The sequence below is a fragment of the Vibrio sp. JCM 18905 genome, assembly GCF_055393305.1.
This window is the reverse complement of sequence record NZ_AP043880.1, coordinates 1,248,714-1,271,162: the sequence shown is the minus strand read 5'-3', so window position 1 is coordinate 1,271,162 and position 22,449 is coordinate 1,248,714. Positions and strand designations below refer to the sequence as shown.

General features: G+C 44.0%; 18 protein-coding genes. 8 read left to right on the top strand and 10 right to left on the bottom strand.

Translation table 11 applies throughout. From position 1 onward, the window contains the following. Window positions 1–285 precede the first annotated feature (285 nt). The 4 genes from ACZ5ZC_RS22585 (at window position 286) to ACZ5ZC_RS22570 (ending at window position 4,281) form a co-directional block, all read left to right on the top strand. Window positions 286–1,617, top strand: coding sequence for a paraquat-inducible protein A (locus ACZ5ZC_RS22585; RefSeq protein ID WP_046874435.1), 1,332 nt, complete (start codon window positions 286–288; stop codon window positions 1,615–1,617). After that, complete coding sequence (gene pqiB, locus ACZ5ZC_RS22580) at window positions 1,610–3,256, top strand: intermembrane transport protein PqiB (protein WP_054867673.1); 1,647 nt, start codon at window positions 1,610–1,612, stop codon at window positions 3,254–3,256. Before ACZ5ZC_RS22585 ends, pqiB begins: the two co-directional genes overlap by 8 nt. Further along, complete coding sequence (locus ACZ5ZC_RS22575; RefSeq protein ID WP_464932304.1) at window positions 3,256–3,834, top strand: PqiC family protein; 579 nt, start codon at window positions 3,256–3,258, stop codon at window positions 3,832–3,834. The genes pqiB and ACZ5ZC_RS22575 overlap by 1 nt, the downstream gene beginning before the upstream one ends. A 207-nt stretch (window positions 3,835–4,041) precedes the next feature. Next, complete coding sequence (locus ACZ5ZC_RS22570) at window positions 4,042–4,281, top strand: hypothetical protein (protein ID WP_005397103.1); 240 nt, start codon at window positions 4,042–4,044, stop codon at window positions 4,279–4,281. A gap of 64 nt (window positions 4,282–4,345) precedes the next feature. On the opposite strand, the gene ACZ5ZC_RS22565 is transcribed toward ACZ5ZC_RS22570, so the two are convergent. The 8 genes from ACZ5ZC_RS22565 to sohB form a co-directional block, all read right to left on the bottom strand. Next, window positions 4,346–6,184, bottom strand: a complete 1,839-nt coding sequence (locus ACZ5ZC_RS22565) for an extracellular solute-binding protein (RefSeq protein ID WP_114323270.1) — start codon at window positions 6,182–6,184, stop codon at window positions 4,346–4,348. A gap of 499 nt (window positions 6,185–6,683) precedes the next feature. Next, entirely contained in the window at window positions 6,684–7,385 is a 702-nt protein-coding gene (pyrF, locus tag ACZ5ZC_RS22560; protein ID WP_054867672.1) for an orotidine-5'-phosphate decarboxylase, read from the bottom strand. Between the two features lie 83 nt (window positions 7,386–7,468). Continuing rightward, window positions 7,469–8,644 (bottom strand): lipopolysaccharide assembly protein LapB, encoded by a 1,176-nt coding sequence (lapB, locus tag ACZ5ZC_RS22555; protein WP_005376665.1) that lies wholly within the window; start codon window positions 8,642–8,644, stop codon window positions 7,469–7,471. An 18-nt stretch (window positions 8,645–8,662) separates the two neighbouring features. Beyond that, window positions 8,663–8,959, bottom strand: a complete 297-nt coding sequence (locus tag ACZ5ZC_RS22550) for a LapA family protein (RefSeq protein WP_005397112.1) — start codon at window positions 8,957–8,959, stop codon at window positions 8,663–8,665. Between the two features lie 263 nt (window positions 8,960–9,222). After that, window positions 9,223–9,504: an integration host factor subunit beta gene (ihfB, locus tag ACZ5ZC_RS22545; protein ID WP_005385816.1), complete on the bottom strand. Its 282-nt coding sequence runs from the start codon at window positions 9,502–9,504 to the stop codon at window positions 9,223–9,225. A gap of 213 nt (window positions 9,505–9,717) precedes the next feature. Further along, window positions 9,718–11,388: a 30S ribosomal protein S1 gene (gene rpsA, locus ACZ5ZC_RS22540; RefSeq protein ID WP_005385817.1), complete on the bottom strand. Its 1,671-nt coding sequence runs from the start codon at window positions 11,386–11,388 to the stop codon at window positions 9,718–9,720. Between the two features lie 110 nt (window positions 11,389–11,498). Next, on the bottom strand, window positions 11,499–12,179 hold the full coding sequence (cmk, locus tag ACZ5ZC_RS22535; protein ID WP_005397113.1) for a (d)CMP kinase: 681 nt from the start codon (window positions 12,177–12,179) through the stop codon (window positions 11,499–11,501). Window positions 12,180–12,387: 208 nt separating this feature from the next. After that, the gene (sohB, locus tag ACZ5ZC_RS22530) at window positions 12,388–13,449 is read right to left on the bottom strand and encodes a protease SohB (protein WP_176320027.1); all 1,062 of its coding nucleotides are present in this window, start codon (window positions 13,447–13,449) and stop codon (window positions 12,388–12,390) included. 254 nt (window positions 13,450–13,703) lie between these two features. Between sohB and ACZ5ZC_RS22525 the strand changes: the two genes are divergently transcribed. The 4 genes from ACZ5ZC_RS22525 (at window position 13,704) to ACZ5ZC_RS22510 (ending at window position 19,782) form a co-directional block, all read left to right on the top strand. Continuing rightward, on the top strand, window positions 13,704–14,450 hold the full coding sequence (locus ACZ5ZC_RS22525; protein ID WP_006743161.1) for a YciK family oxidoreductase: 747 nt from the start codon (window positions 13,704–13,706) through the stop codon (window positions 14,448–14,450). Between the two features lie 129 nt (window positions 14,451–14,579). Continuing rightward, window positions 14,580–15,272, top strand: a complete 693-nt coding sequence (gene imuA / locus ACZ5ZC_RS22520; RefSeq protein ID WP_258643347.1) for a translesion DNA synthesis-associated protein ImuA — start codon at window positions 14,580–14,582, stop codon at window positions 15,270–15,272. 4 nt (window positions 15,273–15,276) lie between these two features. Then, a complete protein-coding gene (locus ACZ5ZC_RS22515) occupies window positions 15,277–16,680 on the top strand; it encodes a Y-family DNA polymerase (protein WP_257082634.1) in 1,404 nt (467 codons plus the stop codon). Window positions 16,681–16,707: 27 nt separating this feature from the next. Further along, window positions 16,708–19,782, top strand: coding sequence for an error-prone DNA polymerase (locus tag ACZ5ZC_RS22510; protein WP_464932303.1), 3,075 nt, complete (start codon window positions 16,708–16,710; stop codon window positions 19,780–19,782). Between the two features lie 75 nt (window positions 19,783–19,857). Here ACZ5ZC_RS22510 and ACZ5ZC_RS22505 read toward each other — a convergent pair whose 3' ends face one another. Next, complete coding sequence (locus ACZ5ZC_RS22505; RefSeq protein ID WP_005398212.1) at window positions 19,858–20,811, bottom strand: chemotaxis protein CheV; 954 nt, start codon at window positions 20,809–20,811, stop codon at window positions 19,858–19,860. Window positions 20,812–21,181: 370 nt separating this feature from the next. Further along, window positions 21,182–22,399 (bottom strand): sugar metabolism global transcriptional regulator Mlc, encoded by a 1,218-nt coding sequence (gene mlc / locus ACZ5ZC_RS22500; protein ID WP_005398213.1) that lies wholly within the window; start codon window positions 22,397–22,399, stop codon window positions 21,182–21,184. Between the last annotated feature and the right edge of the window lie 50 nt (window positions 22,400–22,449).

The window sequence follows — 22,449 nt, the reverse complement described above, 5'->3', positions numbered from 1 at the left end:
ATATCAGTGCTCCCACCTCCCTGCTCACGTTCTCTGAGCAGGGTTGTTTTACTCTCCTGAAGCAATTCACTTACCCTCTCCAAACCAGCAACGTTAAGTGGTTTTCGGCTTCCAACATACCAATCTTCGCAGTAAAATAATGCGCCAAGCGCGACTTTGTTTATATCTTAGAGCTTCCATATACTATGATGCCAAAAGTAAGAAACTCGTAAACTCCTGAATCAAAACAAGCGTGCCTAATGAAAAAAGAGTATTCTTAGGACAAATGAATCCAAAACCTACCCGATGAGTATTCAACCTAATTCCCGTCAGTTAATTTCATGCGAAGAGTGCGGCCTTGTTGTTCGTATTCCCGATATCGATCAAGGGCAAAAAGCTCAATGTCCTCGATGCGCGCATTCTCTGACAAAAGTGAATGCTAAACCCTATCAAAGCGTGATCGCCATTTCATCGGCATGTTTGATCATGTTGGTGTTAAGCATTTCTTTCCCTTTTATGTCGTTCAGTGTGCAAGGGCTATCGCAAGAAATCACCTTATTGCATGCGGCCAAAATGCTGGCTGAATTTCAAAATGTACTTTTAGGTGTGTTGCTTCTCGCAACGGTCGTCGTATTGCCTGCTATCTATGTCGGTCTCATTCTCTTTCTTCATCTCGAAGCATTAAAAGCGCGTAAACATACGCCATCCAAAAAACAACAACGAATGGCGAAAGTTTTATGTCGCCTTCTGTTTCGAGTCGAACCCTGGCTGATGGTCGATGTATTCTTGATTGGCGTATTAGTCAGCTTAATTAAAATCGCTTCTCTGGCAGACATTGGAATGGGGACTTCATTCTGGGCGTTCTGCGTTTATACCGTACTGGTAGTCAAATGTATTTCTATGGTTGACAAAAGCTGGCTCTGGGGACACTTCATTCCAGCCATCGTGCTGCCCGATGTAAATGAGGGCGATACGCACCATAACCACAACCATATTGGTTGCCATACGTGTCACCAACTCAACCCAATTGAAGCGAAAAAGCACCAATACTGCATTCGTTGTAAAAGCCCTATTCATAAATACAACCCAGCAGATAATTTACAAAAAGCTTGGGCGCTTTTGTTTGCGTCAGTCATTTTCTATATACCCGCGAACCTTTATCCAATGATGTATACCGTAAGCCTTGGACATTCAGAAGGTTCAACTATCATGGAAGGGGTAATACTGCTTTGGCATTTAGGTTCTTACCCTATTGCGATGGTAATTTTCTTTGCTAGCGTATTCATTCCAATGGCGAAAATGCTGGCACTCGCGTGGCTGTATTACAATGCGCAAAAAGCGCGATACCTTCCTCCCAAAGAAAGTATTTCACGCTTAAAGATATACCGCTTAACTGAGTTTATTGGTCGCTGGTCCATGATCGATATCTTTGTCGTTGCCATCTTAGTTGCACTGGTTCAGTTGCAAAACTTAATGGCGATTTATCCAGGCCCTGCTGCGCTCTCTTTCGCGGCAGTGGTCATTTTCACTATGCTTTCTGCAATGATATTTGACTCACGTTTGTTGTGGCAGTTGCCACAAAACGAAGTGCAGGAGCCGATTTCTGACAACTTAAACGAGAAAGCCAAATATGAGTGATGAGAACAACGTAACCGCTCAAATAAAACCGCAAAAGCAGATTTCTGCGATCTGGATTGTCCCGATCCTTGCGCTAGCCATGGGAGCGTGGATGCTGTTCCAATACATCAACAGTACAGGCCCACAAATTACTCTCCAACTGCCAACCGCAGATGGGATTGAGGTTGGTAAAACCGAGATCCGAGCATTGAATGTTAAAGTCGGTCTGATTACCGAAGTTACTCTCAGTGAAAACTACGATCACATCATCGCTAAGGCGCAGATGAACAAAGATGCTGAACGCATGCTGCGTGACGATACCATGTTCTGGGTGGTGAAGCCTCGTATTGGCCGTGATGGCGTTTCAGGTTTAGAGACCTTGCTATCTGGCGCTTATATCCAACTTCAGCCGGGTAAATCTAAAGTAGAAAAGGAGCACTTTACGGTATTAGATGTGCCACCGGTCGCTTCTCCTGATGCAGAAGGCCTACGTCTTGTATTAACACACCGCGAAGCTGGCAAACTAGGTGTTGGTGACCCGGTTATTTATAAAGGCTTTACCGTTGGTCGTGTAGAGAAAACCAGCTTTGATGTTGATACTCGCAAGGCGCTGTATCAACTCTTTATTTTCAAACCTTATGACAGTTTAGTGCGCACTCGTACTAAGTTTTGGCTGAATTCTGGTGTTGATTTACAGCTCAATGCCGAAGGGTTTGAAGTTAAGTTTGGCTCGCTAGAGAGCATGCTAACGGGTGGCGTTACCTTCGATACCGTTCCAGGTCTTGAGTCCGGCGAACTACTCACAGAAGACATGGTTAACTTCCGCTTATACGATGATATTAAGCAGCTGAGAGAGGGTATGTACGATGACTACATTGAGTTCGTCATGTTATTTGATGAATCTGTACGTGGCTTAAAAGCGAATGCGCCTGTTGAGTACCGCGGTCTTCGTATTGGTACAGTAACGAGAGTACCGATGCGTTTACCAACACCAGAAGAAAACTTCTCTGCGAAAAAAATTCCTGTTTTGGTGCGCGTTGAGCTCGGTCGAGTGTACGGAGATTTAGAATCCCAATCTTTATCTATGTTCAAAGAAAAGTTGAAGGAAGAGTTTGCTCGCGGTCTCCGTGGCACCTTAAAGACTGGTAACTTGTTAACTGGCGCGCTTTATATTGATGCAGACTTTTATCCTAATGATGATCAGTACGTTCCAAGTGAATATGAAGGTTTAGATGTATTTCCAACCATGCGTGGTGGTTTTGCCCAAGTTCAGCGCCAAGTTAATGACTTCCTAAATAAGATTAACAGCTTACCAATGGAAGAAACGCTTAACTCTCTCAATGCAACGTTAAAAACGTCGGAAAAGACGTTGGCGTCAGCAGAACGTGTTGCGGACAGTATTGATAAACTTTTAAATCAAAAAGAGACGCAAGAGATCCCAACAGATATTCGCCAAAGCTTGCAGCAGTTGCAAAAAACACTCGATGGTTATGGACCAAACTCAACCATGTACAATGAAATGGAAGCCACGCTCAAAGAACTAGAAAGCGTGATGACAGAGTTTAAACCCGTACTTAAACAGCTAAACGAAAAGCCAAACTCTCTCGTGTTTGGAGAAGATGAAATCAGTGACCCAATCCCAGTTAAAGGCCAAAACTAATGAAACGAGTATTCTTTTTGTCTATCGCGCTATTTGTCGGTCTAACGGGTTGCAGTAGTGCTCCAGAAACTAAAGGGGCTTTGTACCTTCTACCTAAGGCGGAACCAGTGACGCTGAGCTCTTCTGATATCTCACAGCGCCCTACTTTAGTTGTTCGTCCAGTAAAACTGGCAAGTTATTTAAACGACAGTGGTATCGTTTACCGAACCTCTGAGACTCAAGTTATCCAGGCAAGAAACAATCAATGGGCGCATAGTATTTCCGAGCAAATCACTCAGAGAGTCGTCACAGAACTACGCCACAAACAGACTCATTACTGGCCGACTGAAATGAACAACCTGTTGGTTCAAAATGGTGAAGCCAAACTACAGCTGACGTTAAATAAATTTAATGGTAGCTACAAAGGCAATATCGAAATTGAGGGTGAATGGTTACTCATCAATGCTGAAGGTAAGGTAGAAAACAGTGCACCAATACAAATCTCTCAGCCTCTAAAGGACGAAGGCTATGGAGCACTTGTCGACGCACTGTCCGTCGGGTTGGAAGAACTGACTTCGGACATTGCCAAAAAAATCTAAGATCGATGTTAATTACAGGGAAGCAAGTCGCTTCCCTTTTTTGTGCTGCGAGAAGTTTTCCGATCGAAATAGATGTAGATAATCAAGCGAGACAAATTGATCTTAGTCAGACTGCAATCCGTTCTTTGGTGCTACTCTACGGCAAAATATAAAGCCCCATCCTATGACCTTATGTAGAGGTCTTGTTGATAAGGTTCTTGAGTAGCAATGTCGATTAACATTTCCGATTTAACCACCGCCCTAAATAAGGTGGAGCATATTCATAAAGTTCAGCTTGAAAATGTGCATCAGTTCTTTAAAGCAAACGAAGCTTTCTCGGTAAAAACGTTCAGCCAACTTATATCTAGTGACTCACTTGATGAGCGATTTAAAACCATCGACAAGGCCTTCTCTTTGCTTGGTGATGTGAAAACCTACCTTTTAGAAGCGTCTTACTTAGTTAAGTAAAAATAAAAAAGCCCCTGTAACTTAATTACCGGGGCTTTCATTTTATCGCCGCTAAGTTGTGGAGTTACAACTTGTAGCGATCATCAATGACCGTTGTCTCTGGGAAGGTTTTACCCTCGTCCATCGCTTCCTCAGTCTCTTCTTTTACTTTGCTATCGATCCAGAAATTACCAATATCCATTGGATGAAGCACCCATTCTGTCGCTTTTGTCATGCCATCTTTAGGAATTTTAACCCAGCGCCAATGTGCAACTCGAGAATAAGGCACCATGTATCCAGGAACGATGATATTCGCTTTGCTGACATAGTTTTGGATTTGATGCGATAAATCGTAACGCTTCTCCTGATCAAACTCAGAATCATAAGCTTCAATCAACTGGTCCAGCTCAGGGCTGCTGTAGTTGGTGTGAGCATTCGTTTGTGGTCGATTCGCATTATCCGAGTGTAGATATTCCCAATACGCAGGAATCTCACCAGAACCCATATTCAAGAACGCTAACTGATGCTTTTTCTCAAGAATGTATTTAAACGCAGATGAACCATCAACCAAGTTTAACGTGAACTCAAGACCAGCAAGTTTCGCTTGCTCTTTCAAGTACGCAATACGCGGTGTCCAAGAGTTGTATCCGTAGGTGATAGCAAAGCTCAAGCGTTGGCCCTTGTCGTTGACACGAATACCATCTGCGCCAACTTTGTCAAAGCCCGCTTTTTCGAAATGTTTAACCGCCGCATCGGCATCAAACTTAGGCGGTGTATTGTTAGGATCATCGTATTCGCCATGACCAAAGCCGAGTCCATGTGGTTTACGTGAATAATCTCCACGCATGATATTTTCAATCATGCCGTCATAGTCAGTGGCTGCCATAACGCCTTTACGCACTTCTAGGTTATCCAACATCGGCATCGCGGTGTTCATCCAAAGGCCACCAGCGCCTTGTGGTGCTTCGTTAAAGCCCCAGTACTTTTGGATATAGCCTTTTTTGTACACATCACTATCGGTTTTATCATGCCAAAAGCTTGGTAGCACCATCTCAAAGTAATCTAAGTTACCTTTTTCAAAGTGCTTCATGGCAATATCAGGATCGCGAATCACCTTAATGCGGACTTTTTCTACGTTGTAACGGTTTTTATAGTAGCGGTTGTTATACCCCCACCAATCTTCACCGACATGTTTGAATGTCACGCTCTTACCTTTCTTCACTTTATCAATGTAGTAAGGCGCCGCAGTTGGCTCAGATTTAAAGTTGAACTTTCTGACGAAGTTATCAGGCATGCCATCGTTATTTGCGTCCTTTTCTCCCTCAAAGAAGTGTTCCGGACGAGGCTGAAAACCATTACTCGGCATGTTAATCATAACCATGAGCGAGTCATGACTTTGAGCTACAGCAAGATTGACTTTGATCGTGTAGTCGTCAATTTTTTCAACACCGACAACGCTATTCGTGAAGAAGTCGTTGTACCACGGGTCGATAATGTCTTTTGACGTGTAGTACTTCATCATAAAGACGTAATCATCTGCCGTAATTTTTTCACCATCTGACCACTCGGCCGTTTCATCAAGCTTAAAGAATACGGTTTTGTTGTCCTCTCCAAATGCCCATGACTTAGCAAGTTGGGGGATCCATTTACCAGTATTTGGATGACGCTGAGCAAGCTTTGGTGAACCATCCATTAAATATTGGCGCAAGCCGGAGTTCGCATCTGGACCAACACTTCGTAATGTCTGAGGAAAGCTCTGAATGTAAGTACGATAAGTACCACCTCGTACCGCTTCTTCAGAGGCGAACAGAGGTTCATTGTTATTTGAAATCCATTCTATATCAGCAGGTAGCTCTGCCGCACTCAGTTGAAAACTGGCAGCGGTCAGTGTTGCAAGTACTGAAAATGGCAGTTTTTTAGTCATGTTTCTTCCTTGTTGTGTTTGCGATTAAGGTCGTAGCAAGGAAGACGGAGTGTGAAAGCTGCAAATAGAAAATACGCAGATAGGAAATAATAGGAGCGTAATATGAAGTGACTTCCTGCCAGCTTCTATATTAATTTCAAAGAGTTTCACTAGGTCATCCTAGACCTTACAACGCAGTGAATGCATCCTCGCCATAGTATTCTTTAGGCTTTTGTAACGCAAGTCATCAATAATACATGGTCGCATTTTCTATGCATCACAGTGAGTTATGTTACAAAAGTGTGATCGATACAGTACCAAGCCCTACTTTTCTCATAATAAACCGTAGAACCTTTATCCGAATAAGCTCCCCCCCCCCCCTACACCAATTAAAGCAAGTAAGTGAGCAGATATAACTGGTTAAAATGAGCAGTTGCTTACTACGGTTGGTATTTTTATTAGATACAAGAAAGGTGAGGCATCACAGCCTCACCTTTCTTTATACAATACAAGACTGTGCTTACATACTAGACAAGCTATCATTGATCGATTTCAACACTGCAGCAGGATCCACAGCTTGAGTAATTGGACGCCCAATAACAAGATAATCAGAGCCTGAATGAATAGCCTCTACTGGTGTCATGATACGGCGCTGGTCACCTTGCTCAGAGCCAGCAGGTCGGATTCCTGGTGTAACTAACTTAAAGTCTTGACCAAGTTCGCTCTTAAGCAATGAAGACTCTTGAGCTGAACATACGACACCATCTAAACCAGCGTTTTTGGTCAATGTCGCCAGACGAATAACTTGATCCTGAGGCGCAATGTTCAAACCAATACCCGCTAAATCACTTTGTTCCATACTGGTTAGTACCGTTACTCCAATCAGAAGTGGGCGATCTTTACCGTATGGCTCAAGAATTTCACGTGATGCCGTCATCATGCGCTCACCACCGCTCGCATGCACATTCACCATCCAAACCCCTAATTCCGCGGCTGCGCGGACCGCCTTAGAACACGTATTTGGAATATCGTGAAATTTCAAATCCAAGAAGACTGAGAAACCACGTTTGTGGAGTTCACGTACGAAATCAGGACCAAATAGCGTAAACATTTCCTTGCCAACTTTTAGGCGACATGACGCAGGATCAATTCTATCTACAAACGCAAGTGCGTCTGCTTGGTTATCATAATCCAGTGCGACAATAACTTTTTGGTCGATCATTTCATCTCCTAACTATTTTGGTTCTTATTAAATAAAAAGTTAAAAAAATGCAGCGGACAGAAACTCTGTCAGCTGCATTAAAATTATTCACCATCCAATCCGCGGATTGGCTTGATCGTCCCCCACCCTTTACAGGATGGGCAGTGCCAATAAAGGGAATGAGTAGAAAACCCACACTTCCGGCATCGGTAGTGTGGTTTCACTTTTAACTGTTCACCCACCATCGCTTGTAGCGTCGATAGACTGTCCTTCGCGCGACCGTCTTCTGCTTCAGCAATGTGGTAGTCAATTAATCGATAAAAGCCCTTCATGGTTGGATTTTTCAGCAGCTGTTTGGTCAGCAGCTCTTGTGCAGCCCCGACGTTCTCGTGGTGAGCAACCAACTGAGCCAACATTAACTCGGCTGATACGCCTGCTTTCTTATCAATACAAGCTCGCAGAAACTCGACAAGTTCATCTTCCTGGCCCAGATGATGGTAGCACTCTGCAATGGTTGGTAAGACATCGCTGATAAAGTCTTTGTCTTGCTCAAGCACACCCGTTAGGTATTTTATCGTGTGTTTATAATCTTCAGACTCTAGATAAATTCGTCCCAAAGCAATACTCGCTCGAACACACTTTGGGTCTTCTGCTAGGGCTTTTTTAAAGTGCTGTATTGCCTTATTAGTATTACCGTCGGCCTGGTCAAGCATGGCAATTTCACACCAAAAATGAGCAATATTCGCACGCATTCTGGAGCGTTTATTACCCAACTTAGCCAATTGATTGGCGTAATAAATTGCTTTTTCCCATTCACGCGTTTGTTGGTAAATGGTTACCAATTGCTGAAGGGCCGCTTCTTTGTAGTCTGGCTCTTCAACTAACTGTTCGAAGATTTTCTCTGCACGATCGAGAAAACCAGAGACCATGTAATCTTTCGCCAACTGTTGAAGTGCAAGATTCTTTTGATCCAGTGTTAAGCCAGAGCGAGAAATGAGATTTTGGTGAATTCGGATTGCACGGTCGACTTCGCCACGAGACCGGAATAGGTTACCCAACGCAAGGTGAGTATCGATGGTCTCGTTATCAACTTGGAGCAATTCAATAAAGTGATCGACAGCCTTATCTGATTGGTCAGAGAGCAGCAGATTAAGACCCGTCATATACTGACGAGAGATTTGATGAGATTGCTTCTGCTTGTCTTGCTGAGCGCTGCGATGCCCCATATACCAGCCATACGCAGCAGCTATAGGCAACAACAAGAAGAGTAGTTCAAGCATTAAAGTTAAGCCTTATCCTTATGCCTGTTTTTCGATGGCTGGCTTATCAGCAGGTTTGTTTGCATCTGTAGGTTCGTACTTTTTCAGTTTTTTCTTTAAACGACGAACTTGTAGCTGAGTTTTCAGCTGGATACTACCAAAGATAACCCACGCTAAAGCAAAGCCAACCACAAATACCACACCTAATAGTGTAGATAAGTGGAACTCTCCTTTGGCTAGAAGATAGTTAAAAGTCACGAGCTCTTGGTTTTGGGAACCTAACGCCAATGCAATTAAAAAGAGAGCTAAAACAGCAACGATTTTTATAATTTTCATTTACATCACCCTTCTAGGAGTAAGTCGGTAAGATTATGCAGGAAAATGCTTCTTCAGACTACGTATATTAGCAATAATCTATACCCAAGTAACCTCAAGATGCTTAGTTTGTAGACACGCCTAGAAGTTAAAGTTACTTGGGTGTAGAAAGCTGCAAAGAAAACAGCCAGAATCAACAGCTCGCTTCGTAAACTGCTTGGATACATTACAAAAAAGCGGCATACACAAACGTATGCCGCTTTTTTCAAACTAATAAGAGTGCGTTAGCCAATATTTACACGCTCACGAAGCTCTTTACCAGGTTTGAAATGTGGAACGTATTTACCTTCCAATTCCACTTTATCGCCCGTTTTAGGGTTACGACCTACGCGAGGCTCGCGGTAATGAAGAGAAAAACTACCAAAGCCACGGATCTCGATACGGTCACCGCTCTCTAGCGTAGAGGCCATGTGCTCTAAAATATCTTTTACAGCATCCTCTACCTCTTTCGCTGATAAGTGTGTTTGCTCAGCGCAGAGTCTTTCAATCAGTTCAGACTTAGTCATAGTTGCCCTCTTTGAGTATCTTTATCACTTATTATAGTAAGTAATACTAATTCCAACAAACACTTGCTGACAATTCTAGACAAATTTTATGCAAAATGCGCAATGAAGAAATGCCTTTTATTAAGATAGTTTACCGTCATTAGTATTACTACTTAAATATGCTCAAATATAAAAAAGGAGCCTTGCGGCTCCTTTTTTGCTTAAGCGAGTATATTATTCGCCTTTAGCAGCTTTGAAAGCGTCAGCCATTGCGTTACCGAATGCATTGTCATCTTGCTTGTTGATAGATGCCATTGCTTCTTGCTCGTCAGCTTCGTCTTTAGCTTTGATAGATAGGTTGATTACGCGGTTCTTACGGTCTACACCTGTGAACTTCGCTTCAACAACATCACCAGCGCTTAGGATTAGAGAAGCATCTTCTACGCGATCGCGAGATACTTCAGAAGCACGGATGTAACCTTCAACGCCTTCTGCGATTTCAACAGTAGCGCCTTTAGCGTCAACAGCAGTTACAGTAGCGTTAACTAGAACACCTTTCTTGTTGTCAGCAACGTAAGCATTGAATGGGTCGTTTTCCATTTGCTTGATGCCTAGAGAGATGCGCTCACGCTCAGCGTCTACTGCTAGAACAACTGCAGAGATCTCGTCGCCTTTCTTGTACTCACGTACAGCTTCTTCGCCAGCAACATTCCAAGAAATGTCAGATAGGTGAACTAGACCGTCGATGCCGCCTTCTAGACCGATGAAGATACCGAAGTCAGTGATAGACTTGATCTTACCAGTAACTTTGTCGCCTTTAGCTTGTGCTTCAGCGAATGACTGCCATGGGTTAGCTTTACACTGTTTCAGACCTAGAGAGATACGACGACGTTCTTCGTCGATTTCAAGAACCATAACCTCAACTTCGTCGCCAACATTAACAACTTTAGAAGGGTGGATGTTCTTGTTAGTCCAATCCATTTCTGAAACGTGAACTAGACCTTCAACGCCTTCTTCGATTTCAACGAAGCAGCCGTAGTCAGTTAGGTTAGTTACGCGACCAGTTAGTTTGTGACCTTCTGGGTAACGCTTAGCGATTGCTACCCATGGATCTTCGCCTAGTTGCTTAAGACCTAGTGATACGCGAGTACGCTCACGATCGAACTTAAGAACTTTAACTTGGATCTCGTCACCAACGTTAACGATTTCAGATGGGTGCTTAACGCGCTTCCAAGCCATATCAGTGATATGTAGAAGACCGTCAACGCCACCTAGGTCAACGAACGCACCGTAGTCAGTAAGGTTCTTAACGATACCTTTAACTTCAGAACCTTCTTGTAGAGTTTCTAGAAGCTCGTCACGCTCAACGCTGTTTTCAGATTCGATAACAGCACGACGTGAAACAACTACGTTGTTACGTTTTTGGTCAAGTTTGATAACTTTGAACTCTAGCTCTTTGTTTTCTAGGTGAGCAGTGTCGCGGATTGGACGTACGTCTACTAGAGAGCCAGGAAGGAAAGCACGGATACCGTTTAGTTCAACAGTGAAACCGCCTTTAACTTTACCGTTGATGATACCAACAACAGTTTCAGCTTCTTCGTAAGCTTTCTCAAGTACGATCCAAGCTTCGTGACGCTTAGCTTTCTCACGAGAAAGTTGAGTTTCACCGAAACCATCTTCAACAGCGTCTAGAGCTACGTCTACTTCAGCGCCAACTTCAACTTCAAGTTCGCCAGCAGCGTTCTTGAACTGTTCAGCAGGGATAGCAGATTCAGACTTAAGACCAGCGTCAACAAGAACGAAACCGTTCTCGATAGCTACTACAGTACCTTTAACGATGCTGCCTTGTTGGAATTCTGTTTCGTTTAGAAACTCTTCAAAGAGTTGAGCAAAAGATTCAGTCATTTAGTTAATCTTCAATAAATTAAACTTCCACGGGTATCCTACCGCATGGGGTTATTAAATTCGCCAGTCATCATCCTTGCGACCAACGCTCTTAGTCTAGCCGAGTATCATTACTCAGCTAGCTTCGATTCGATATATTGTAGTGCCTTTTCTACTACTTCGTCGATAGTCATCGACGTAGAATCTAGCACAAGCGCATCCTCTGCAGGGCGTAATGGCGCCACTGGGCGGTTACGATCTCGGTCGTCACGCTCTTGGATCTCGCTTAAAAGGTCAGCAAATTTAACATCTAACCCTTTCTCTTGCAACTGTTTAAGGCGTCGATTTGCACGCTCTTCTGCGCTCGCATCAAGGAAGATTTTCGCTTGTGCACTTGGGAATACAATTGTGCCCATATCACGACCATCAGCCACTAGGCCCGGAGCGGCCTCAAATGCACGCTGACGACGTAATAATGCTTCACGAACACGTGGCAGAGCCGCAACTTTAGATGCTGCCATACCCGTTTCTTCTTTGCGAAGCTCCCCTGACACATCTTCGCCTTCTAGAACGACCTTAACTAAGTCACCCTCTGCGATAAATTGAACGTCTAGGTGTGTTGCCAGTGGGACAAGTGCGTCTTCTGACTCTGTGTCGACACCGTGGTGAATCGCAGCGAGTGCAAGTACACGATAAATTGCGCCAGAATCTAAGAGTTGGAAACCCAACTTTTTCGCCAGCAACATACATAAAGTGCCTTTACCTGCACCACTAGGTCCATCTACGGTTACAACCGGAGTTTGAGAGGACATGTTCTTCTCCACCTATAGTTTCTTTTCAGCAATTTGCTCGGTTTTCGAGGCGCGCATTATACGGGTAATCGCCTTTTGGAGCGAGGAAAAATGTTGTGTAAAGCATTACACCTAATGCGCAATTTGATTCATCAATAAACATAAGGTTCAACAAAAACGGCGAGAGCTTCCACCCTTGCCGTTTTAAATGTCATGATCTTAGGTTCGATTAAACAATCGGTTTTTGGCCACGCTCAGCTAACTTTAAGATCACACTGTCAGCAACTTTGCCCGCTACACCTGCTAGCTTGTCCGCCAGCTTTTTCTTCTGCACATAATGCACAGAAAGTACGGTTTTATCTTTGCATGCCGCAACAACGATATCATCAGATGTACTAATGTCATCCACCAAACCAAGCTCTTTCGCTTGTGTACCGAACCAGTGCTCACCTGTAGCGACTTTGTCTAGGTCCAAACTAGGACGACGCTCGCGAATGAAGTCTTTAAACAAGACATGTGTTTCTTCAAGCTCTTGCTTAAACTTATCGCGCGCTTTATCGGTATTCTCACCAAACATCGTTAGCGTACGTTTATATTCACCCGCGGTTAGTTGTTCGTATTCAATGTCATGTTTCTTCAACAGTTTGTTGAAGTTAGGAATTTGCGCGATAACGCCAATAGAGCCCACAATTGCAAACGGTGCAGAAACAATCTTATCTGCAACACATGCCATCATGTAACCGCCACTTGCCGCAACTTTGTCAACAGAGATAGTCAGAGGAAGACCCGCAGCTTTGATTCGGTCCAGTTGAGAAGAGGCAAGGCCGTAACCATGAACCATACCACCGCCAGATTCTAAACGAAGTAATACTTCATCACCTTCACGTGCGACAGCCAAAATAGCAGTGATCTCTTCACGTAGAGACGCGACTTCTTTTGCGTCGATGCTACCGTTGAAATCAAGAACGAATAGGTGTGGTTCACGCTTGCTATCTAATGAACCGTCTTTGCTCGCTTGTTTGATCTCTTTTTCACGAGATTTGTTTTTCTCTTTCTCTTCTTTCTTGACCGCTTTATCTCGAGCCTTGATGAAAGCATCGTCATGCAAATGATGTTCTAACTGCTCAACAGATTGTTTGTGTTGCTCTGAAAGGTTGTTAATCTCTAACTCCCCTTTCGCCGCACCCGATTTGCCACCAGCCGATTTTGCAATAATGAGCAGAACAATTATCGCAGCAACCACCGTGATAATTTTGGCCAGAAACAGACCATAATCTAATAAAAATTCCAACGAGAGCTCCTTTATCTCATTTCAGATGACGTTAGTATGTTACGCAGAAACATCAGCGAGAAGGCAGCGCGGTTTGTAACCACTTGTTCTGATTGATAGCATACCTAACGAAAGTTCTGGAATTGGTATAACACATGAATTGGTGTATTGTAACCATCTTGTCACGATTACCAAGATTTTCCATTGAGAAACAGGCGTTTTTTAGCGTCAATTAACTATCATGGACCCTCTTACAATAATAAGGATTTATCGCCGTGAACTACTCCGTTTCAGCTGATGCTCTAAAAGGTAAAGTCATTCTTGTTACTGGCGCTGGTAATGGCATCGGCCGTCAAGCCGCGCTTTCTTATGCCGAGCACGGTGCAACTGTTATTCTCTTGGGTAGAAATGTGCAAAACCTTGAATCTATCTATGATGAGATTGAAGCCGCTGGCTACCCACAAGCTGCTATCATTCCTCTGGATCTCAAGGGCGCAACTAAGCAAAATTACATTGATATGGCAGAGACAATCGAAGGACAGTTTGGTCGTTTGGATGGCCTATTACACAACGCAGGTGTCTTGAGTTCGCTGTGTCCATTTGATCAAATCAAAGAGGAAGATTTCGACGATATCATGCAGATCAACGTGAAAGCAGAAGTGTTAATGACTCAAGCACTACTGCCTGTGATGCGTAAATCAGAAGCTGGGCGTATTATCTTTACCTCTTCGACCGTCGGCCACTCTGGTCGCGCGTTCTGGGGGCCATACGCTATCTCTAAGTTTGCCGTAGAAGGCATGATGCAAGTTTTGGCTGACGAGCTGAGTGATACGCCGATCCGTGTTAACGCAATTAACCCTGGAGCAACTCGTACTCGCATGCGTGAAAAAGCATACCCGGGTGAAGACGCAAATACTCTCAAAACGCCATTGGATCTCATGCCGCTATATTTGCACTTAATGGATCCAGCGGTTACCGATGTGAATGGTCAGTGCATCGACGCTCAACCGAAGCGTAAATAACGAATTCAGGTTACCTCACATAATCGATTGAAAAGGCAGCAAACGCTGCCTTTTTTCATTTCTCTCTTCATAAAAATCTTGCGACTTTCTGTCATAGAAATATACTGTACGTATATACAGGTATTTATTATGCACGATATTATTCAGCACTTAAAAAGCCAGCACCTTGTTTGGCAAGCAAATTTAACGAAAACAGATCCTCAGCAGTTGCGGACTAGTTCCGGGTTTTCTGAATTAGATGATTTGCTCGGCGGAGGCTTTCCACCTCATGGCGTAGTGGAGATGGAATCTATTGGTAGTATTGGTGAATTGCGTTTGCTCGCTCCTTATTTAAAAGCCACCCAGACCAATGGTGTGACTGCATTTATTCAACCTCCCGCGTTAGTGAATTCTCTGTTTTTGCACTACATAGGGTTGGATATAAACCAAGTGTGGGTTGTTACTCCAACTCATCCCAAAGATGCTCTTTGGGCTGCAGAGCAATGTCTGAAAAGTGGGGTATGCAGTAATGTTTTGTTATGGCAAGAAGAGCTTGAAATACATCAAGTGAAACGCTTACAGGTAGCGAGTGAACAAGGTACTTGCCCTCTCTTTATGCTTAAAACAGATACTATCAACCGCTTGTCTTTGCCTGTGTCACTCAGTTTAAAACTGAAAGGCGACGAGCAAGGGATTAATGTTGAAGTGCTGAAAAGGAAAGGAGGCTGGAATAGAGGTAGCGTTAGTATCGGCTTCCAACACCATTACCCGCAACTGGTGAAACCATCATCTGAAACTGTGCACTCGACTGTGGTCAATTTCCCACTGGCGAACCAAGGTTAGTGATATGGCTCTGTGGATTTACTTGCACTTCCCTCGCCTGCAGCTAGACGCACTCTTTGGTGATAACCAAGAACAACCCGTGGTGATTGTCGAAAGCCAACGTTGCCAGATTATTCAATACAACGAGATTGCCGAACAACAAGGTATTAAGCCTGGTATGGGCTTAGGCAGTGCTGCGTCCTTGTGTCGAGATTTACAAGTGCATCCTTATCATCCACAAACCGAATTAAATAAATTACAAGAGGTAGCTCAGTGGTTGTATTTGATCACATCTGACGTTGTATTGATGCCAAACCAAGGTATTTTGCTGCGTGCTACTCCAATGCTCGCTCTGTATGAAGGGTTTGAAAACTATTGGAACAAAGTCAGAGATCACTTATCGGAGCTGAAACTGAGTTTTCAATTCGGATGTGGTTTTTCGCCTTTTGCTGCCAAATTGATGGCATTATCAGGAGCGAACGTCATCAGCGAAGACAAATCTGCCATACAAAAAGCCTTATCACCACTACCGTTAACACTGACAGATTTATCAATCGCTACCGTAGAGAAGTTACAACGTGTAGGCGTCACCACATTGCAAAACCTGCTTGAACTGCCGTTGCAAGACATCGCTCGACGCTTTGATATCGATTTGGTGAACTACGTTGGTCGACTGACTGGGCAGTTTAAGCATCCTGTCGACTTTTATCACCCGACCGAATCCTTCCAAGTTTATTTAGAACTGCTGTTTGAGTTCGAAAACGTTCAGTGGATTGAAAAGCCGCTGGCCAAGTTACTTCGTCAACTCGAAACCTTTCTTAAATTAAGAGATAAGGTCGCTTTTGAGCTGTGTTTAACACTCCACCAGCGTGAGAAACAAGAGCAACACCTTCAACTCACTTCTGCGCAAGGTGATTACCTATGTCAGCGTTGGCAGCAGTTAGCGAGTTTAAGCTTAGAGTCACTCTCGCTCAATGGCCCAGTCACAGGGCTAACGTTAAAAGTCGTCCGTCAAGGTGAGCCTCTTAGTGCATCACGCGATCTCTTTGCTGGGCAAAAAGGGAACATGAATGCTTTAGAACTGCTCTCTTTACTGCAAGCTAAATTGGGGAAAAGTGCCGTGTTAAAACCCAACATCGCTTGCGATCCTAGACCAGAAAAGGCCAGTCAATATCGCCCTGCTGATGCTCCAGATGAAAAGGAGCACGCCATACCATCCATACTACGCCCCGCAATGCAATTGCCCACTCCCATTGCATTGCAAGAGCAAGTCTCTTTGGTCCACGGACCTGAGCGAATCGTTTCTGGATGGTGGGATGGTGATGAGATCATGCGTGATTACTACATTGCACACACCAAGCAAGGCCGCTGGTTATGGATATTTCGCGATCAGCACAAGCACTGGTTTCTTCATGGCTATTTTTGTTAAATCGACAGTTATTTTTGTTGGATCATTATGAGTTACGCGGAACTATTTTGTCAGTCTAACTTCTCTTTTTTGACTGGGGCTTCTCATGCAGAAGAACTGGTACTCCAAGCTGCTTTCTATCGCTATCAAGCTCTAGCCATAACTGATGAATGTTCGGTCGCGGGCGTTGTCAAAGCCCATGCGACCATCGAACAACATAAACTCGATATCAAACAAATCGTTGGAAGTATGTTTTGGTTAAATGATGAATGCCAAATCGTACTGCTTTGCCCTTGTCGCAAGGCTTATGCCGAGTTGTGTCGTATCATCACAAACGCAAGAAGACGAAGTGAAAAAGGCAACTATCAACTGTTCGAATGGGATTTGATGTCGATTCGACATTGCTTGGTATTGTGGCTGCCCACACATCAAGAGAGTGACCACTATTGGGGACGCTGGCTCAATCAACACCACGCTAATCGTTTGTGGGTATCGATTCAGCGCCATTTGAGTAACAACGATACTGAGTACATTGCGCACTGCGAGCAGTTAGCACATGAATTTCAATTACCTATAACTGCCTGCGGAGGCGTTCTCATGCATGATGTTGAACGCTTGCCATTACAGCATGTACTTACCGCTATAAAGCATGGGTGTAGCGTCGATAAACTCGGTTTTGATCGTATTTCGAATACAGAACGAGCGCTTCGTCCTTTTAAAAAACTGGTTCGGATTTACAAATCAGAATGGCTGGAAGAAAGTACTTACATCGCCGATTTATGCGAGTTTAAGCTCTCCGATTTAAAATACGAATATCCTACCGAGCTGATCCCAGATGGTTATACACCCGACTCTTACTTACGTATGTTAGTCGAGCGTGGTAAAAAGCTGCGTTTTCCTGAAGGCGTGCCAGCAGAAGTCAATCAAACCATCGAGAATGAACTTGCGCTTATTCAAGAGCTGAAATACCACTACTACTTCCTTACCATCCATGACATCGTAATGTTCGCGAAACAACAAGGCATTCTTTACCAAGGTCGAGGTTCCGCCGCAAACTCTGTGGTGTGCTATTGCCTGGAAATTACCGCCGTCGACCCTCGACAAATCGCAGTCTTATTCGAACGATTTATCAGTAAAGAACGTAAGGAACCGCCGGATATTGATGTGGACTTTGAACACGAGCGCCGTGAAGAGGTTATCCAATATATTTACAAAAAATATGGCCGTGAGCGTGCAGCACTTGCTGCAACAGTGATCAGCTATCGCTTTAAAAGTGCCGTGCGTGAAGTCGGTAAAGCGCTAGGGATTGAAGAGACCCAATTAGATTTTTTCATTAAGAACGTTAATCGCCGAGATCGCAGCCAAGGCTGGCAAGCTCAAATTATTGAACTTGGCTTACAACCAGAATCTCTCAAAGGGCAGCAGTTTATCCAATTGGTCAACGAGATAATTGGCTTCCCACGCCACTTATCTCAGCACGTGGGTGGTTTTGTAATTTCATCTGGCCCTTTATATGAGTTAGTACCTGTTGAAAATGCCTCGATGGAAGATCGCACTATCATTCAATGGGACAAAGACGATTTAGAAAGCTTGAAGCTATTAAAAGTCGATGTGCTCGCACTCGGCATGTTAAACGCCATCAGAAAGTGCTTTCAACTGGTCGAGAAACACCACCAGCGCTCCCTCTCTATTTCCGAGATCACTCGCCGACAAGATGATCCACACGTGTACCGCATGATTCAAAAGGCCGACACGATAGGCGTATTCCAAATTGAATCTCGTGCACAAATGAGCATGCTCCCTCGCTTAAAGCCCGCTTGTTATTACGATTTAGTGATTCAAATTGCGATTGTTCGTCCAGGCCCTATTCAGGGTGATATGGTGCATCCTTTTTTAAAACGGCGTGATCACAAAGAGCCTGTCAGTTATCCATCGGAAGAAGTAAAAAGCGTTCTTGAGCGGACTATGGGCGTCCCAATTTTCCAAGAGCAAGTCATCAAGTTAGCCATGGTAGCAGCTGGGTTTAGCGGCGGCGAGGCCGATCAACTCCGTCGAGCAATGGCATCATGGAAAAAGAATGGCGATCTGGCTAAATTCAGGCCAAAACTGATCAATGGTATGCAAGAGAGAGGTTATGACTTAGCGTTTGCTGAGCGCATTTTCGATCAGATTTGCGGCTTTGGTGAGTACGGCTTCCCTGAAAGTCATTCAGCGTCTTTCGCAGTGCTGGCATATTGTTCTGCATGGTTAAAATATTATTACCCAGCAGAATTTTACACTGCACTGTTGAACAGCCAACCAATGGGATTTTATAGCCCATCGCAATTAGTACAAGATGCTCGCCGACATGGAGTCGAAGTATTGCCGGTGTGCGTCAATCATTCAAAATATCAGCATCATCTCGTCTCACGCCCGAATGGCAGGCTCGGCGTGCAACTTGGTTTTCGCTTGGTGAAAGGCTTTAACGCAGAAAGTGCGCAAAGGCTTATTGAGCGCAAACCACTTAATGGTTACCGCTCGATTCAAGAAGTAAAGCAGATATTAAGAAGCCGAAGTGACATTGAATTATTGGCTTCAGCCAATGCATTTCAGATCCTATCGGGGAATCGTTATAACGCACGCTGGGCAGCAATGGATTCCTTATCTGACCTACCATTGTTTCACAAGGTCGAAGAACCCAGTGTTAGCTACCAAACTCAGCCCTCAGAATATGAGAATTTAATTGAGGATTACGCGAGCACGGGACTATCTCTTAGCCGCCACCCGATTAAATTATTAGAAGAAACGGGCAAACTCCCTCATTTTACCCGCATGAGGCAACTGGCAGAGAAACCGCATAGGTCATTGGTCACAGTGGTAGGCGTGGTAACGGGAAGACAATCTCCAGGCACCGCCGCTGGCGTGACATTTTTTACGTTAGAAGATGACACAGGCAACATTAATGTGGTCGTTTGGCAAGCGACAGCACGAGCCCAAAAGCAAGCGTATTTAGGCGCTAAAGTATTAATGGTGAAAGGCATTCTTGAAAGAGAGGGAGAAGTCACGCACGTTATTGCTGGCAAGTTGATTGATTGCACGCACTATTTGAATAATCTACAAAGTAAATCTCGCGACTTTCATTAGTACAGAGATATTAATAAGCGAGGCGTTAAAAAATCAGAGGGAGAGCTGCTCCCCCTCTGATTTCACTATATCTAATCATGCACTTTTAGAAAGCATCTGGCGTAATCGGTCTTGAGCAACTTCAACCAACAGATCTGGTTGGAATTTAGAGATAAAACGATCACAACCTACTTTTTGTACCATGGCTTCATTAAAGCTGCCGCTCAGAGAAGTGTTCAACGTAATAAACAACTTAGACATACGTGGATCTTGGCGCACTTCATGAGTCAGTTTATAACCGTCCATTTCAGGCATTTCAGCATCCGTAATCATCATCAACAGCTCTTTTTCTACGTCTTTCCCTTCATCACACCAGCGCTTTAAAACTGTTAGCGCTTCTAGTCCGTCACGACACTCGATGATATTCATACCCAATTGAGAAAGCGTATCGCGAACTTGATTACGAGCTGTAGATGAATCATCCACAATCAGAACATTACGCCCGACCATTGCTTGGGCAAGTTCTTGATCCAGAATGTCCGCTGAAATCGTGACATCGTAATGCACGATCTCTGCTAAAACTTTTTCTACGTCAATTATTTCGACAATTTGAGAGGCATCCCCCTCTTTGATTTGCGTGATCGCCGTGAGGTAATTCGAGCGACCAGACGTGGAAGGAGGCGGCTGAATTTCAGTCCATGCCGTATTAATAATGTTTTTAACCGGACCGACTAAGAAGCCCTGCACCGTACGGTTGTACTCTGTCACGATCAAATTTTCTTCTTCCGCTTCACCACGCAAAGCAGGGAAACCTATTGCGCCACGCAAATCAATCACTGGCACCGCTTCACCTCGTAAAGAAGCGACCCCACGAATGTTGTAGTGTGAGCCAGGAAGCTTGGTTAACGGTGGCAGCTTGATGACCTCTTTCACTTTGAACACATTAATCGCAAACAATTGGCGACTATTTAAAGTGAACAGCAGAAGCTCTAGTCGGTTTTCACCAACCAAGTTCGTACGCTGGTCAACCGTATTTAACACTCCGGACATACTACTACCTAAATTATGGATAATTCTTATTTTTACTCGAAATCAATACAGACACATCAAGGTTCTAAACCCAAATAACCTTAAGATATTTGTTTTTCGAGCATGGCTTGAAAGTACAACGGTTTCAGCGTATTACTTCCCTTCTATTTGCATCAGACACAAAGTCACTCTACACATTGAAAGCCATTTGGGTTTATTTACTTGAGCTTTTTAGGAAATTACATGAATGGCGCAGATATAGCAATGCAGCACAACTCAAATTCACCTTCTAGTAATAGGCGATCAAAAAGGGTGAGCTGTTAAGCCTCACCCTAAATCATCTAAAAATGTATAGGCTCGACACCTAAAGACTTAATCATATTTGAAGCAATTAGCCTTCCACAACCTTCATCAATAACTGACCATCGTACAACGCTTGCTTGATCAACGCGGCACCAGGCATTGTGGCTTGCTTATAGAAACGAGATTCCACCAGCTCAAGATCTTGGTGATAAACTGGTAAACTCTGCTCTTCGATACAGCGACGCACCGCAGGATAAAGTACATCTTTTGCTTGGTTAATCACACCACCGATCAAGATCTTCTCAGGGTTAAATAAGTTGATCACAATAGCAATTGCGGAACCTAAGTAGCGTCCAAGCTTTTCAATCACATCAACTGCCAACGGATCACCGTTCGCTGCCGCTTCACAAATGCTCTCAATACTCATTTCTTCTTGTTCAGCAAGAATAGAGTCTTCGCCATCAGCAATTCGTCTTACGACTTCTTCACGAATCGCTTGAGAACTGGCAACGGTTTCCAAACAACCAATGTTGCCACAATGACAACGTTTTCCATTTGGATCGATTTGAATATGCCCAAGCTCACCAATGTTGCCGTGACGGCCTTGCAAAACGCGCCCATCCAGAATGATGCCGGCACCTAAACCATGGTGAATAGAGATAAGAACAGAGTTGTCATTGTCTTGAGAATGGCCGAAAAGCTTTTCTGCTAATGCCCAAGCTCGCGTGTCATTGGCAATGAAAACTGGCAAGCCTGTTGCTTTATATATCTCTGGTCCAAGAGCAAGATTTTCGACATTGTAATGAGGCATTTGCAGCACGACACCTTGCTCTGAATTCACAAGGCCAGGCAGCGTAATTGCAATACTGGTAACACGGTCAAGTTGATCCGCGTAAGTTTGGAAGAATTCATCAATTTCGTAGAGCAGACGCTCAAGCACATCGTCTTGGTCACGTTCGTGTATCTCGATTTTAGTATCGATCAACACATCGCCACCTAGCTCATGCAGAGCAATTGTTAAATAACCTCGCCCCAAACGCATTGACAGAAATTGCCACCCTTCGTTGTTGACCTGCAAACCGACGGCAGGTCGACCACGACTCGTCGCTTCTTGTACTGTGGTTTCATGAATCAAGTGCGCTTCAATTAATTCTCGAGTGATTTTGGTGATACTGGCAGGAGCAAGCTCACTCTGCTTGGACAAATCAATTCGAGAAATAGGACCTTTTAGGTCAATTAGTTTATATACACGACCAGCATTGACCTGTTTGATATGATCAATATGGCCCGGTTGAGCCATGTACATCTTGCACTCCGAAATTCTATAACGAGACAATTTTTTTACTTTGCGAACTA

Bases quoted from the DNA above. Each gene is read 5' to 3' on its own strand.
- ACZ5ZC_RS22550 (WP_005397112.1), bottom strand. From the start codon at position 8,959: ATGAAAATTATAAAAATCGTTGCTGTTTTAGCTCTCTTTTTAATTGCA.
- ACZ5ZC_RS22575 (WP_464932304.1), top strand. From the start codon at position 3,256: ATGAAACGAGTATTCTTTTTGTCTATCGCGCTATTTGTCGGTCTAACG.
- imuA (WP_258643347.1), top strand. From the start codon at position 14,580: ATGCACGATATTATTCAGCACTTAAAAAGCCAGCACCTTGTTTGGCAA.
- cmk (WP_005397113.1), bottom strand. From the start codon at position 12,179: ATGTCCTCTCAAACTCCGGTTGTAACCGTAGATGGACCTAGTGGTGCA.
- ACZ5ZC_RS22515 (WP_257082634.1), top strand. From the start codon at position 15,277: ATGGCTCTGTGGATTTACTTGCACTTCCCTCGCCTGCAGCTAGACGCA.
- ihfB (WP_005385816.1), bottom strand. From the start codon at position 9,504: ATGACTAAGTCTGAACTGATTGAAAGACTCTGCGCTGAGCAAACACAC.
- ACZ5ZC_RS22585 (WP_046874435.1), top strand. From the start codon at position 286: ATGAGTATTCAACCTAATTCCCGTCAGTTAATTTCATGCGAAGAGTGC.
- ACZ5ZC_RS22565 (WP_114323270.1), bottom strand. From the start codon at position 6,184: ATGACTAAAAAACTGCCATTTTCAGTACTTGCAACACTGACCGCTGCC.
- pqiB (WP_054867673.1), top strand. From the start codon at position 1,610: ATGAGTGATGAGAACAACGTAACCGCTCAAATAAAACCGCAAAAGCAG.
- rpsA (WP_005385817.1), bottom strand. From the start codon at position 11,388: ATGACTGAATCTTTTGCTCAACTCTTTGAAGAGTTTCTAAACGAAACA.
- ACZ5ZC_RS22510 (WP_464932303.1), top strand. From the start codon at position 16,708: ATGAGTTACGCGGAACTATTTTGTCAGTCTAACTTCTCTTTTTTGACT.
- lapB (WP_005376665.1), bottom strand. From the start codon at position 8,644: ATGCTTGAACTACTCTTCTTGTTGTTGCCTATAGCTGCTGCGTATGGC.
- ACZ5ZC_RS22570 (WP_005397103.1), top strand. From the start codon at position 4,042: ATGTCGATTAACATTTCCGATTTAACCACCGCCCTAAATAAGGTGGAG.
- ACZ5ZC_RS22505 (WP_005398212.1), bottom strand. From the start codon at position 20,811: ATGTCCGGAGTGTTAAATACGGTTGACCAGCGTACGAACTTGGTTGGT.
- mlc (WP_005398213.1), bottom strand. From the start codon at position 22,399: ATGTACATGGCTCAACCGGGCCATATTGATCATATCAAACAGGTCAAT.
- pyrF (WP_054867672.1), bottom strand. From the start codon at position 7,385: ATGATCGACCAAAAAGTTATTGTCGCACTGGATTATGATAACCAAGCA.